Source organism: Niveispirillum sp. KHB5.9, assembly GCF_048066115.1.
In the GTDB taxonomy this organism is placed as follows: Bacteria; Pseudomonadota; Alphaproteobacteria; order Azospirillales; family Azospirillaceae; genus Niveispirillum.
This window is the reverse complement of the sequence record NZ_JBLTYX010000018.1, coordinates 1-13,730: the sequence shown is the minus strand read 5'-3', so window position 1 is coordinate 13,730 and position 13,730 is coordinate 1. Positions and strand designations below refer to the sequence as shown.

Annotated in this window: 14 protein-coding genes; 4 read left to right on the top strand and 10 right to left on the bottom strand. The window is 66.0% G+C overall.

Translation table 11 applies throughout. The annotated features are described in order from the left end of the window. Window positions 1–110: 110 nt before the first annotated feature. Window positions 111–1,478 (top strand): glutamine synthetase family protein, encoded by a 1,368-nt coding sequence (locus tag ACM9HJ_RS23590; RefSeq protein ID WP_416574228.1) that lies wholly within the window; start codon window positions 111–113, stop codon window positions 1,476–1,478. 140 nt (window positions 1,479–1,618) lie between these two features. On the opposite strand, the gene ACM9HJ_RS23585 is transcribed toward ACM9HJ_RS23590, so the two are convergent. The 10 genes from ACM9HJ_RS23585 to ACM9HJ_RS23540 form a co-directional block, all read right to left on the bottom strand. Continuing rightward, window positions 1,619–2,725, bottom strand: a complete 1,107-nt coding sequence (locus ACM9HJ_RS23585) for a DUF2336 domain-containing protein (protein WP_416574227.1) — start codon at window positions 2,723–2,725, stop codon at window positions 1,619–1,621. Between the two features lie 267 nt (window positions 2,726–2,992). Next, window positions 2,993–3,970, bottom strand: a complete 978-nt coding sequence (locus ACM9HJ_RS23580) for a TAXI family TRAP transporter solute-binding subunit (protein ID WP_416574226.1) — start codon at window positions 3,968–3,970, stop codon at window positions 2,993–2,995. A 15-nt stretch (window positions 3,971–3,985) separates the two neighbouring features. Next, the gene (locus ACM9HJ_RS23575) at window positions 3,986–4,681 is read right to left on the bottom strand and encodes an ABC-type transport auxiliary lipoprotein family protein (RefSeq protein WP_416574225.1); all 696 of its coding nucleotides are present in this window, start codon (window positions 4,679–4,681) and stop codon (window positions 3,986–3,988) included. Further along, window positions 4,678–5,616: an MlaD family protein gene (locus ACM9HJ_RS23570; protein WP_416574224.1), complete on the bottom strand. Its 939-nt coding sequence runs from the start codon at window positions 5,614–5,616 to the stop codon at window positions 4,678–4,680. Before ACM9HJ_RS23570 ends, ACM9HJ_RS23575 begins: the two co-directional genes overlap by 4 nt. A 5-nt stretch (window positions 5,617–5,621) precedes the next feature. After that, window positions 5,622–6,389: an ABC transporter ATP-binding protein gene (locus ACM9HJ_RS23565; RefSeq protein WP_416574223.1), complete on the bottom strand. Its 768-nt coding sequence runs from the start codon at window positions 6,387–6,389 to the stop codon at window positions 5,622–5,624. A gap of 1 nt (window position 6,390) precedes the next feature. Continuing rightward, entirely contained in the window at window positions 6,391–7,530 is a 1,140-nt protein-coding gene (locus ACM9HJ_RS23560; protein WP_416574222.1) for an ABC transporter permease, read from the bottom strand. 144 nt (window positions 7,531–7,674) lie between these two features. Then, complete coding sequence (locus ACM9HJ_RS23555; protein WP_416574221.1) at window positions 7,675–8,469, bottom strand: hypothetical protein; 795 nt, start codon at window positions 8,467–8,469, stop codon at window positions 7,675–7,677. 201 nt (window positions 8,470–8,670) lie between these two features. Then, the gene (locus ACM9HJ_RS23550) at window positions 8,671–9,468 is read right to left on the bottom strand and encodes a hypothetical protein (protein WP_416574220.1); all 798 of its coding nucleotides are present in this window, start codon (window positions 9,466–9,468) and stop codon (window positions 8,671–8,673) included. A gap of 251 nt (window positions 9,469–9,719) precedes the next feature. Then, window positions 9,720–10,499 carry an ABC transporter permease gene (locus ACM9HJ_RS23545; protein WP_416574219.1) on the bottom strand — a complete coding sequence of 260 codons (780 nt, stop codon included), beginning with the start codon at window positions 10,497–10,499 and terminating at the stop codon, window positions 9,720–9,722. Continuing rightward, the gene (locus ACM9HJ_RS23540; RefSeq protein ID WP_416574218.1) at window positions 10,496–11,254 is read right to left on the bottom strand and encodes an ABC transporter ATP-binding protein; all 759 of its coding nucleotides are present in this window, start codon (window positions 11,252–11,254) and stop codon (window positions 10,496–10,498) included. Before ACM9HJ_RS23540 ends, ACM9HJ_RS23545 begins: the two co-directional genes overlap by 4 nt. A gap of 106 nt (window positions 11,255–11,360) precedes the next feature. On the opposite strand from ACM9HJ_RS23540, the gene ACM9HJ_RS23535 reads away from it, so the two are divergent. From ACM9HJ_RS23535 to lldD, 3 genes are all read left to right on the top strand, one after another. Next, window positions 11,361–11,720 (top strand): hypothetical protein, encoded by a 360-nt coding sequence (locus tag ACM9HJ_RS23535; protein WP_416574217.1) that lies wholly within the window; start codon window positions 11,361–11,363, stop codon window positions 11,718–11,720. Further along, window positions 11,717–12,475: an SDR family oxidoreductase gene (locus tag ACM9HJ_RS23530; protein ID WP_416574216.1), complete on the top strand. Its 759-nt coding sequence runs from the start codon at window positions 11,717–11,719 to the stop codon at window positions 12,473–12,475. Before ACM9HJ_RS23535 ends, ACM9HJ_RS23530 begins: the two co-directional genes overlap by 4 nt. Before the next feature lie 90 nt (window positions 12,476–12,565). After that, window positions 12,566–13,696: an FMN-dependent L-lactate dehydrogenase LldD gene (gene lldD, locus ACM9HJ_RS23525; RefSeq protein WP_416574215.1), complete on the top strand. Its 1,131-nt coding sequence runs from the start codon at window positions 12,566–12,568 to the stop codon at window positions 13,694–13,696. The last annotated feature ends 34 nt before the right edge of the window (window positions 13,697–13,730 follow it).

Here is a 13,730-nt window from a genome sequence, read left to right as displayed (position 1 = left end):
CGCGCGGATTCAATTGTTTCAGACCAGTCCGGCGAGCCAGCCGGCTTGACAGCGTCCCCGCCCCCTGTTGCCATGCGTGCCTTGTCACGACCATAGGACCAAGCCTCCGAATGACCCAGGATTTGCTTCGCGAGATCGAGACTTTCCGGCAGCAGCACCCGGCCGTGACGGCCGTGGATGTGCTGCTGCCCGATCTGTGCGGGGTGTTCCGGGGCAAACGCGTGCCCATCAATGAGCTGACCAAGGTGTGGAAGGACGGCGTGGCCTTCCCCGGCTGCACCTTCGCCGTCGACATCACCGGCGACACGGTGGAGGAGACGGGCATGTCCGTGGAGATGGGCGTGCCCGACCGCATCTGCCGTCCCGTCACCGGCACGCTGGCACCCGTGCCCTGGGCCGCCAAGCCGCTGGGCCAGGTGATGCTGTCCATGCACGATGGCGACGGCTCCCCCTTCCCCTATGCCCCCCGGGCCCTGGTGGAAAATCTGGTAACGGAGCTGGCACAGCGCGGCCTGACGCCGATGGTGGCGATCGAGCTGGAATTCTACCTGTTCGACCGTGACCGCGCCTTCGACGCCCCACCCTCCCCGCCCGTGTCCAAGCATAGCGGCCTGCCCCAGAACCGTACCCAGGTCTATGGCCTGACGGAGCTGGAGGAGTTCGAGGAGGTGATGGACGAGATCACCGCCGCCGCCCAGGCCCAGGGCATCCCCGCCGGCACCGCCATCGCCGAGTATGGGCCCGGCCAGTACGAGATTACGCTGGCCCACCGCCCGGACGCGCTCCGCGCCGCCGACGATGCCGTGCTGTTCAAGCGTACCGTGCGCGGCGTGGCGCACAAGCACGGGTACGAGGCCAGCTTCATGGCCAAGCCCTATACCGGCCAGGCCAGCAGCGGCATGCATATCCATATGAGCGTGCTGGACAAGGATGGCCGCAACATCTTCGCGGCCGAAGCGGCGGAAGGCTCCGACGCGCTGCGCCATGCCATCGGCGGCATGGCGGCCACCATGCCGGCCTGCATGGCCCTGGCCGCACCGGGTGCCAACAGTTGGCGCCGGTTCCAGGTCGGCTCCTATGCCCCCACGGTTATCGCCTGGGGCGTGAACAACCGCACCGCGCCGCTGCGCATCCCCGCCGGCGGACCGGATAGCCGGCGGGTGGAATACCGCATCGCCGGGGCCGACGCGAACCCGTATCTGGTGCTGGCCGGCATGCTGGCCGGGCTGCTGCATGGGCTGGACGGCAAGATCGATCCCGGCCCGGCCTTGGCGGGCAATGCCTATGAGGCGGTGGACGCCCCCCGCCTGCCCGACGAATGGGGCAAGGCGCTGGACCTGTTCCAGTCCTCGGACGTGCTGCGCCAGTGGCTGGGCGCGGCGTTCGTCGATACCTACGCCATCACCAAGCGGGCCGAACGCGCCAAGTTCAACCAGCGGGTCACGCCGCTGGAATGGGAATGGTATCTGCGGGGATAAAACAGATCGGGTCGATCACACCAGCAGCATGAGCCAGTGTCTCATGCTGCTGGAGGCCGGCGACTGCCGGCCCGCGCCCACGTGGGCGCGTAAGCCAAGCCGCCGGATGGCGGCGCCCGGCGCCTTAGGGAACAAAAAACTCAAGCCGCAGCCGTCAGATCGCTCAGCTTGGTCAGCAGATAATCCACATCGTCACTGGCCAGTTCCTCGAACTGGGTCAGGATGCGTTCCAGCATGCGGCGGCGATGGCGTTCCAGATCATGGTCCAGCCCGTCGAAATCCGTCTCGTTCGCCACGTCCAGCGCGATGCGCAGGGCCGGGTACAGCTTGGGTGGCAGGCCCGTGCGATCGAACAGCGATTTCAGGCCCAGCCGGCCGGCATCATGGATCAGTAAACGCGCATTGGTCACCGGCACCTGCCCCAGCTGGGCCAGCGCCATCTCGAAGAAGGGCACGTCGCCCATGCACAGCGCCCGCAGCAGCAGCGACGGCGTCAGGCGGTGGCTGCGGCGCAGTTGCACCACCAGCTTCTCCAGATCGGCATCGCCCGCCCCGCCGACCAGGCCATAGGTGGCCTTTTCCCGGCTCTGGATGACGATGTCGGCGGCGATGTCGTTGGGCAGCTCATGCTTGGCCACCAGCCGCTCGCGCAGCTGTTCGGACACCAGCGCCACGAGACGTTCGGCCACCGTCACCGGCAGCTTGGCGCGGTTGACCATGGGGCCGGCCACCGCCTCGCTGTCGGGGAACCGGTCCAGCGCCTTGGTCATGGCCTTTTCGCCCACCACCGCCGTATCGTTCGACATCAGGGCGGCCACGGCCTTCTCGCTGCCACGCTCCACCAGGGCATCGGCCACGCTTTCCGTCACATTGGCGCGCTTGGCCACGGCCGTCTGCTTGTCGGATGAGCCGGAACGGATGATCTCCACCAGGTCGTCGTCGGTCAGGACCGTCGACACCTCGATGAAGGGCAGGGACACTTCCTCCACGTCGCGCGCCATGGACATGGCGATGTCGCGGGGAATGCCGGAATTGGTCTTCAGGCTGTCGGCCAGGGCGGCGCGCACACGGGTGGCCACGTCGCGCGCCATGATGCGCACGATGTCTTCCGCCAGGACCCGCTCCGACGCCGACAGGCTGGTCGCGGCGAAATGCTGCGCAACCTTCCCGGCCATGTCGGCACGGGTATTGGGCGACGGATCGGTCAGCAGACGCTGAACATCCTGCTGGGTCAACTTGTCGGACATGGGGTGGACAAACCCTCCCTGGGACGACCGGACGAACATGGAGCCGGAAAGAAACCCGGCTTTAAGCGTCGTTCCTGTTTCTTTAACATTTAGTGCAAGGCGGTGCCAATTGCGAACGCCAAAAACAAGAACAAACCGAAACAATCCACTCGTGCCACGCAGAGCGGCGCAACACCACCATCCGGAAGGATAGGACGACGCCTTTCATGGGCTGCGCCGTTCGGGTGCGGCATACGCATGCATGGCACGTTTCAACGAATCGTTGGATCAGGGCTTCGCCGGGCCTGTCGCTGCGAAAGCACTCGCCGCGGCCGGGTGCAAGGGCGCCGTCCGCGCCCGATCGGCCATGCCGTCAACGGGCACCGTATTGAACACCGGGTGCTGTCCCGCCAGATCCGGCCGCTGTTCCAGCAGAACCCGCGCCACTTCGGCGATGGCCGCATCGGGCACATCGGCGCGGGTGACCAGGGTGGCGGCCACACCGATGGTTGCCACCTCGTCCTGGATGCCGGGATAGAGATTGCCGGGAATCGTGGCCCGGGTCAGGTCCTTGCGCCCGGTCAGCAGCTTGTCGATGCCGGCGCCGGTGATGGCCAGCGGCACGGCTCCGCAGGTGGAGGTCGCCTGCTGCACGCTGGCGTTGGGATGGCCGACGGCGAAGAAGGCGGCATCCAACTGCCCGGCGCACAGGGCCGCCAAGGCCGCATCGGGCGCCATGTCGGCATCATCGTTCAGGCGCACACCCGCCGCATCCATCACCGTGTCGGACAGGTTGCGCAACGCCGACCCGCGCGGGCCCAGATTGACCCGCTTGCCCTTCAGCGCCGCCAGATTGTCGATCTCCGCATCGGGCCGCACCAGCAGGGTCACCGTCTCCGCATGCAGCGTGGCCACGGCGCGCAGATCCTTGAAGGCGCCGGGACCGGCAAAGCGCCCCTCGCCCCGGAACGCCGCCCCCTGCCAGTCGGACTGCACCAGGGCCAGATCGACCTCTCCGGCGCGCAGCGCCGTCAGGTTCTGCACCGGCCCCTCCGTCGCCTCCACCAGGCAACGGAACCCGTGGCGCGGGCGGTCCTGGTTGACCAGCCGGCAGATGGCCCCCGCCACGGGATAGTACAGGCCCGTGACCACGCCGCTGGCCACGACCAGGTTCTTGGGCACCGGCACCTTGGCCGGCGCCTGGGCTGCGGACGGAAAGGCTGCCAGCGACAGCGCCAGGGCGGAAATCAGCGGAAAACGGGTCAAGCGCTCAGTCCCCGATCAACGGAAGGCGGCCGGTTCGGCGATCCAGGCCAGCGGATAGGCCTCGGTATTGGCCATTCCCTGCTGCAAGGTCCATTCGACGATACGCCGCAGCACGGCCCCCGTCGCCTGGTCGAAGGCGCGGATGATGTCGTCCAGCAGGGGGCTGCTGGCGCGCACCGTCGCCTCGAACGTGTCGCCGGCCACGATGTTGCGCCGGGGCAGGCGCACCAGCTTGGCATTGATGCGCACGGTGGCCTCCGGGGCGGTATTGCTGGGATCGTGGCCCTTGTAATTGGCGTGGAAGTCGCGCAGGTCGGTCTTCAGAATGAAATCGGCGCGTAGGCCCGACCGCTCCACGCCCACCGCCACGATGCGGCGGCTGTTCTCGAAGCTTTCCACCAGCAGGGTCTGCATCATGTCCGGGCCGGTATCGGCCCAGCTGGCGCCGGAGAAATAGGTCATGCGGTTGGACGTCTCGCCCAGCATGATGCGCGGCGTGTCGACGGCGGAATTGGCCAGCGGCGTTTCCACCAGCAGCTGCCACGGTGCGCGCGACAGGCCGGCGGTGAATTCCCGTGCCGGGGTCAGCACATAGACCTTCTGCGCCTTGCCGCCGGTCAGCAGCTGGGCCGGCGTGCAGGAAGCCGCCAGCGGTGCCGTGGCGGCCAGCGCCAGCAGGGCGCGGCGGTTCAGGGGCTTGGGCGAGGTCATTCCGCTTTCACTCCGCTATTGCCGCCGAACAGCAGGTCGGTCGGGTCGCGCTCCAGCCGGCGCGACACGCGGCTGAGATTGCTGGTCAAATCCTGGAGATGGATCAGAAGCTGGGACAGGTCATAGAGGCCGGTGGCGGTGAAATCGCGGATGGGCTCGCGATTCTCCTCGATCATGCCCGCCAGCGATGCCGACAGCTTGTTGATTTCCTTGGTGGTCTTGGCCAGTTCGGCGGAGATCACGCTGGCATCGCGGCCGACCTTGCCCACCGTGTCGTTGGTGGTGATCATCAGCACCTCCGCCTGCCGGCCCAGCACATCCACCTGTTTGCGCAGGTCGGCGATCAGCAGGTTGGAATTGCGCATGGTCTCATTGGCATTGCCCGACGCCAGCGCCAGATTGGCCAGCAGGGTGCCGATGGATTTCTGGTTGTCGTCATTCAGCAGCAGGGTCAGGCGCTGGGAGATCTGCATCAGGTTCTCCAGCACCTCCGGCGCCTTGGACAGCACGGCGGCGATGGAGCTGGGGCGCGAGGGGATCACCGGGATGCCGCTGACCTTCTCGCGCAGCAGCGGTGCCTCCCGGCTGCCGCCGGCGATCTCGACATACACACCACCGGTCACGCCCACCGGCTCCAGGGACGCGATGGCGTCGGTCTTGATCGGCGTATCCTGCGGTACCTCGATGGTCAGCCGCACTTCCTCGACATTCTCGGGATTGATGCGGATATCGGTGACGGTGCCGACATTGACGCCGCGATAGCGCACGGGGCCACCTTCCACCAGCCCGGTCACCGTGCCGGTGACCATGATGTAATAGGGCTGGATGGCCTTGTCGAACTGCACCTTGGCCAGCCAGATGACGAAGATGAAGGCGGCGGTGGCCAGCGCCAGGACGAAGGCACCGACAGCCGTGTAATTGGCCCGTGTTTCCATGTCCCTCAGTTCCCCTTCGCCGCACTGGCCGCGCGTCCGCGGACCCCGTGGAAATAATCGCGGATCCAGGGATGATCCTGGCGCAGCAGTTCGTCAATCGTACCGATCACCAGCTTCTTGTCCACCAGCACGGCGATGCGGTCGCAGATGGCATACAGGCTGTCCAGATCATGGGTCACCATGAAAACGGTCAGGCCCAGGCTTTTCTGCAAGGAACCGATCAGTTCGTCGAACGCGGCCGCCCCGATCGGGTCCAGACCGGCCGTCGGTTCGTCCAGGAACAGGATTTCCGGATCCAGCGCCAGGGCACGCGCCAGGCCGGCGCGCTTGCGCATGCCGCCCGACAGTTGCGAGGGGTATTTGTCCCCCGCATCGGGCGCTAGGCCGACCATGGCCACCTTCACCCGCGCGATCTCATCCACCAGTTCCTGGGGCAGCCTGGTATGTTCCTTCAGCGGAACCTTGATGTTCTCCAGCACGGTCAGCGAGCTGAACAGCGCCCCGTCCTGGAACAGCATGCCCCAGCGGGCCTGCAGCGCCAGCCGCTCCGTCTCCGACAGTGTGGCGGTGTCGCGGCCCAGCACCTGGATGCGGCCGGCCGACGGGTCCATCAGCCCCACGATCTCACGCAGCAGCACGGATTTGCCGGTGCCCGACCCGCCGACAAGGCCGATCACCTCCCCCTTCATCACATCCAGGTCGACGCCGTCATGCACGATCTGCGCGCCGAAGCGCGTCTTCAGACCCCGGACGGAGATGACGGGCGCCGCCATGTCAGATCCCGATATAGGAGAAGAGGATGGAGAAGCCGGCATCCAGCAGGATCACCAGGAAGATGGAGATGACCACCGATCGCGTGGTCAAGAGGCCCACGCTTTCGGCACTGCCGCTGACCCGCAGCCCCTCAAAACAGCCGACCAGGGCGATGACGGCGGCGAAGACCGGCGCCTTCGACAGGCCCACGAACAGGGTCGTGGTGCTGACCGCGATCTGGAGCTGGCGGGCGAACTGCCCGAAATTGATGTCGAGATAGGCATAGGCCATGATGGCACCGCCAACCAAAGCCATGACATTGGCGAAGAAGCCCACCAGCGGCAGGGCGATGACCAGCGCGAACAGGCGCGGCAGCACCAGCATCTCCACCGGGTCCAGGCCCAGCGTGCGCATGGCGTCCACCTCCTGGTTCACCTTCATGGTCCCGATCTGGGCGGTGAAGGCGGAACCGGAGCGGCCGGCGACGATGATGGAGGTCATCAATATGCCGATCTCCCGCAGGACACCGATGCCCAGCAGGTTGACGACATAGATTTCGGCACCGAAACGACGCAGCTGATCCGCGCCCTGATAGGCCAGAACGATGCCGATCAGGAAGGACAGCAGGCCGACGATGGGCAGGGAATTCAACCCCACCTGTTCCAGATGGAAGAAAAGCGGCTTCAGCCGGATGCGGGAAGGCGTGCGCAGCAGGCGCAAGGCCGTCACCGTGACCAGGCCCAGGAAGGCCAGCATGGACAGGATGTCATGCCAGATGCCGACCGTTGCGCGACCGATACGATCGGCAAGCGGGAAAGCGGGGCGGGGCTCCGACGGCGCGGGGGCATGCACAGCGACACCCGCAGCCGCACGCTGCACATCCTTCAACAGCGTGCAGAGATCGGGACGGGCGCCCACCACAGCCACCACATGCCCTTGCCCGCGCAGGCGGCGGATCAACCGGTCCAGCAGCAGGGCGCCGGCCGTATCCAGCGCCGTCAGGCCCGACAGGTCCAGACAGACGGGCGCGCCCTTGCGCCCCGGATTGCGGTTCTGCAATTGCGGGCCCAGCCGTTCGGCGGACGCGATATCCCAGCGACCGGCCGCGGCCAGGACGAACTGATTCTCTTCCCACGCGGAGGTGATTGTTCCGGTCTGCACGGTTCCTGGCCCTGGTGCGCCGCATCGATGGGGCGGTGCACCATGCCAATTGACATTAACCGTCCTGGCGGGTCAACAACCCCCTGCCCGCAAGCGTGTCATACCCCCTCCCGATGGGACAGCCCATCGGGAGGGGGGCAGATATCAGGCGACCAGGAAGAACGTGTCCAGATAGATGTCGCGGCCTTCCTTCTGACCCCAGTTCAGATAATGGTAGAGGGGGCTCATATCCAGTTCGACGACGTCGGGATTGGCCGCCAGATAGGCGTCGCTATCGAAGAAGGGCGACGGGTTGCGACCTTCCTTCCAGCCATAGAAGGTATAGTGCGTCCAGGGGTCGACACCGGCCGCGGCCACGTCGGGATTGCTGGACAGATAGTAATCGACATCGAACAGCAGGTTGATGCTGCGATCCTCGGCCCGGCCATAGGTATTGTAATGGTCGATGGCCGGGATGTTGGCCGCATCCACGTCGCCATAGACGGCGACGTAATAGCCGGCATCGAACACGCCGCTGGGCCCGCCCAGCCGGCCTTCGGCCTGACCATGCAGGTTGTAATGCTGCAGGCCGCTGCTATAGGTGCCGTTCTGCACGGCGGCAAACACGTCGGGGTTGCTGTTCAGATAGAACTGTTCGTCGAATTCGAACAGCGGCGTCGGCTTGTACAGCGGCACGACCTTGTCGGCGAAGATGGCGAACTGGACATTGGTCAGGGTGTCCGTGCCCTCGAACCCGGAAATCACCACCGTCGGCGAATCGATGCCGGAGATGCCGTAGGCGTCGGCATTGCCGCTATAGACGGCGGCGTTCAGCCCGCCGCCACCGTTCAGCGTGTCGTTGCCGGTCCCACCGTTCAGAAGATCGAAGCCGGCACCACCCTCCAGCGTGTCATTGCCGCTGGTGCCATTGTGACGGGTGAATTGCGTATGGTTGCCCATGGATGTCTCCTCTCTCAGCCCAGTTTGATTGCCTGGAGTTGAAACACCGGAAGGGAAGAAATTGTCTCCAAAGTCTTTGGAATTACCATTCGAGCCCTAGGCCGAACCAGGGAAAGGCCGGAGAAGACTATCTCCCCCAGCCTATCCGGTCCGTTCAAGCTAGGCCCGGCCTATGCGGATCATACAAGAACCTGTCAAAGGTCAGGCGATGGCATAGAAACTGGTGTCGATATGGGCCTGGCGGCCCTCTTCCTCACCCCAGTTCAGGTAATGGTAGAGCGGGTCGATGCCCCCGGCCGCCACGTCGGGATTGGCCGTCAGATAGGCGTCGACATCGAAGAAGGGCGACGGGTTGCGGCCTTCCTTCCAGCCATAGGTGGCATAGTGGGTCCAGGGATCGACGCCGGCCAGTGCCACGTCGGGATTGGCCTCCAGGTAATAGTTGGCGTCGAAATAGAGATGCGTGCTGCGTCCCTCGGCCTGGCCATTGGTCTCGTAATGGGTGACCGCGGCGATGCCGGCGGCCTGCACGTCGCCATAGACCTCCGCGTAATAGGCCGCGTCGAAGCCATCGGTGGCCTGATAGACGCGGTTCTCGAACTTGCCGTAATTCTCGAAATGCTCCTCGCCGCTCTCATAGACACCGGCCTGGACGGCGGCCAGCACGTCCGGATTGCTCTGCAGGTAGAAATCCTCGTCGAACCCGCTGAACAGCGGCGTCGCCTCGAATAGGGCCACGGTCTTGTCGGCGAAGACGGCGAACTGGACGTTCTGCAAGGTGTCGGTGCCGTCGGCACCGCTGATGGTGGCGATGCCATTGTCGACATCGATGTCGTAATCGCGGGAATTGCCGGTGAAGACCGCGGCATTCAGGCCGCCGCCGCCATTGACGACATCATTGCCGGCACCGCCCGTGATCCAATCGAACCCGGCGCCGCCATTGATGGCTTCGGCCGCGACGGTGCCATTGATCACGTTGAAATGGCTGTAGGTGGTCATCTCATATCTCCCATTCATCACGTTTGGCCACCCCGTGGCATCGGGGTGGGGCGGGCCGGGATGGTGCCGGGGGTGCTCGAAGGCGGCCTGGGCGCGGGTATCCATCACCGGCTTTACGACCGCCTCTTCGGGGATGCTCCCTGGGTGGTCGTGCCGGTTCAACGCCGGGAAGCGGCATTGGGCGCCGGGGTCATTGGCGTTACCCGGCTGGTGCTACCGATGGAAGGGTGCCGCAAAAGACGGGTTTGGCCCTACCCCATCGTGCCCGGATGCCAGCGGCGCAGCAGCAGACGCTGTACCCAGGACAGGGCCGCGAAAATCGCGATGCCCAGGACCGACAGCAGGGTCAGGGCCGCAAAAAGCCTGGGCATATTCAATCGGTTACCGGCCTCGATGATGCGCCAGGCCAATCCGGACGCGGTACCCGATCCGGCGACGAATTCCGCCACCACCGCCCCGATCAGTGCCAGCCCGCTGGAGATCTTGGCGCCGGCCACGATATAGGGCAGGGCCGATGGCAGCTGCAAATGCCACAGCAGCTGCCAGCGCGTGGCCCCATAAAGCCGGAACAGGTCGCGCAGGTTCGGGTCCACCGATGCCAGCCCGGCCGTGCTGTTGGACAGTATGGGGAAGAAGGCCACGGTCCAGGCCAGGATCAGCAGCGACAGGTTCACCTGCTCATACCCGACCCAGATGATCACCAAGGGGGCGATGGCCACGATGGGCGTGACCTGCAAAATCACCGCATAGGGGTAAAGTGCCGCCTCCAGCGCACGCGACTGCCGGAACAGAACCGCTAGCCCCACGCCTGTGATCAGAGCCAGCAGAAAGGCCTGCACCGTGATGATCAGGGTGATCCAACCAGACTGGAGCAGCAGCGGCGCGTCATTCCACAGCGCCTTAGCAATGGCGCTGGGCGGCGGCAGCACGAAGGGCGGGATTTCCCACACCGACACCGCCATTTCCCAGAAACCCAGGAACAGCAGCCCGACCAGCGGCGGCAGCAGGCGATGTGGCCAATCCCCGCTCATGCCGCTTCTCCCATGGCCAGATGCAGCCGTTCCGATACCTCGCGGCAAATGGCGCCATAGGCTGCACCGGTGCGCACCGGCAGGTCGCGCGGATAGGGCAGGTCCACATCCATCTGCGCCGCCACCCGCCCCGGCCGTGGCCCCATGACGGCGATGCGGCCTGACAGATAGACGCTCTCGAACACCGAATGGGTGACGAAGACCGCCGTGAACCGCTCCCGCCCCCAAAATGCCAACAGATCGTCGTTCAGCTTCAGCCGCGTGATCTCGTCAAGCGCCGCGAACGGCTCATCCAGCAGCAGCAGGCGCGGCCGTGTCACCAGGGCGCGGGCCAGGGCCGCGCGCATCTTCATGCCGCCCGACAATTCGCGCGGAAACGCCCTCAGGAAATCGCCCAGCCCCACGCGGCGCAAGCCATCCGCCGCCCGCTCATCCGCCTCCGCCCTGGCCACGCCCGCAAGGTCCAGCGGCAGGCGCACATTGTCGATGATCCGGGCCCAGGGCATCAGGGTCGGTTCCTGGAACACGAAGCCGATATCGCCCCGCGCCAGCGGCCGCACCCAGTCGACCGTCCCGCCCGTGGGCGTCATCAGCCCGGCCACCAACCGCAATATACTGCTCTTGCCGCATCCGCTGGGCCCCAGCAGCGACAGGAACTCCCCCTCCGCCACGCGCAGGTCGACACCGTCCAGCGCTGTCGTGCCGTTGGGATAGGTCAGGGACAGGCCGGACAGGCGCAGAAGGTCGCCGCTCACGCCCGGTTCCCGATCTTCCGCCGCACCACAAGCATCCCCTGTTCCTCTTTCGGCTTCGGGCTGATATTAGCCCGGCTGGAACTTTTGTCGAGCCGGGCGGAAAACCATGATCCCCTCCCCCCATTTCCAGATCCTGGTGCGCGAGGTGGCGACAAGGCTGCCCGTCGCGGGGCGGACCGATGATCTGGACATCCGCGTCAATCTGCGCCTGGGCACGTCGGTCACCGGCCCCTTCACCGGCGATCCCGACGATATCTCCATGACCGTCGATTATTCGAAGATCGTGCGCCACATCCTGGGCCCTTTCCGCGATGAGGGCCCGTTCACCGATGCCGATGCCATGGCCCAGGCGCTGGGCCGCTTTATCTTCGATTTCGACACCCGCATCCTGTCGCAGAAGATCGCGATCCACAGCCCCGCCGACCCCGGTTTCACCAGCCAGATCGCCCTGGAGCGCCCGTCATGACCCAGCCGCACGCCGTCCTGGTCACCGGTGGTGCGCGCCGGCTGGGGGCCGCCATGGCAGGGGTCTGTGCCAAAGCCGGTATGGATGTCGCCATCCATTACCGCACGGCTGGCCCTGAGCTGGACGAAACCCTGGCCGCCCTGCGCGCCACGGGCGTGAAGGTGGTATCCGTCCCCGCCGATCTGGCCGATCCCGCCCAGGTGCCGGGCCTGATCCCGGCCGCCGCCGCCGCATTGGGCCGCCCCCTGACCGCCCTGGTCAACAGCGCCTCCATCTTCGAATGGGATGACATCGCCAGCCTGACGGCCGAGCGCATGCTGGCCCATTACCTGCCCAACACCATCGCCCCGGCGCTGTTGTCGCAGGCGCTGCTGGCCCAGTTGCCGGACGGGGTGACGGGCGCCATCGTCAATATCCTGGACCAGAAACTGGCCAGCCCGCACGGCGACCACCTGTCCTACACCCTGTCCAAATACGCGCTGATGGGGCTGGGGGAGGCTCTGGCCAGGGCCGGCGCCCCGCGCCTGCGGGTCAATGCCGTGGCGCCGGGCTATATCCTGCCCGCCCCCGGTCAGTCGCAGGAAGAGTTCGAACGGCTGCACGCGCAGAACCCGCTTTTCACCGGGCCGGGTGCCGAGGATGTCGCACGCGCCTGCCTCTACCTGCTGCAAAGCGACGTGACGACGGGCCAGACGCTGTATGTCGATGCCGGGCTGCGCTTCGCGGGGCTGGGGCGCGATATCAGCTTCTATTGATGCCGCCCGCATCTGGTACTAATATATGAGATACCGTTCCAAATCATAAAGGGCGGCCGGTCGCACGGCCTGCCGGAGCCGTACCCTACCATGATCATCTCCTCCACCCATGATTTCCGGGAAGCCGCCAGGCGCCGGGTCCCGCGTTTCCTGTTCGACTATGCCGATGGCGGTGCGTACGCGGAGGAGACGTTGCGCCGCAACGTGTCGGACCTGGCCGGCATCGCGCTGCGCCAGCGGGTGTTGAAGAATGTGGCGGATATCGACCTGTCCACGACCCTGTTCGGGCAGAAGATGGCCATGCCCATCGGCCTGGCGCCCGTGGGCATCACCGGCATGTACCATCGCCGTGGCGAGGTACAGGCGGCGCGGGCGGCCAACAAGGCCGGCCTGCCCTTCTGCCTGTCCACCGTCTCCATCTGCTCCCTGACGGAGGTGGCGGCCGGCACCGACGGGCCGCTCTGGTTCCAACTCTATGTCATCCGCGACCGCGCCTTCATGCGTGACCTGCTGGCCACGGCCAAGCAACAGGGGGCCAAGGCCCTGGTCTTCACCGTCGATATGCCGGTGCCCGGTGCGCGCTACCGTGATGCCCATTCCGGCATGTCCGGCCCCAACGCGCCGCTGCGCCGGGTGCTGCAGGCCATGGGAAGGCCCGGCTGGGCCTGGGATGTCGGCCTGAACGGCCGCCCGCACAAGCTGGGCAACCTGGCCCCGGTGCTGGGTGCCAAGAGCGGGCTGAACGATTACATGGGCTGGCTGGGGGCGAATTTCGATCCGTCCATCTCCTGGTCGGACCTGGAATGGATCCGCCAGGGCTGGGATGGCCCGCTGATCATCAAGGGCATCCTGGACCCCGAGGATGCCAAAGCCGCCGTCGATATCGGCGCCGACGGTATCGTCGTCTCCAACCATGGCGGCCGCCAGCTTGATGGCGTGCTGTCCTCGGCCCGCGCCCTGCCCGCCATTGCCGAGGCGGTGGGCGACAAGCTGACCGTGCTGGCCGACAGCGGCATCCGCTCCGGCCTGGACGTGGTGCGCATGCTGGCCCTCGGTGCCCAAGGCGTGCTGCTGGGCCGCGCCTGGCTCTATGCCCTGGCCGCACGCGGCGAGGGTGGGGTGACCCAGCTGCTGGAGCTGTTCGCCAAGGAGATGAAGGTCGCCATGGCGCTGACCGGCGTGCGCTCGATCAAGGAGATCGACCGGTCGATTCTGGTGTGAAACTGAAACACTGTTTAGACGGGCGGCCTTAGAG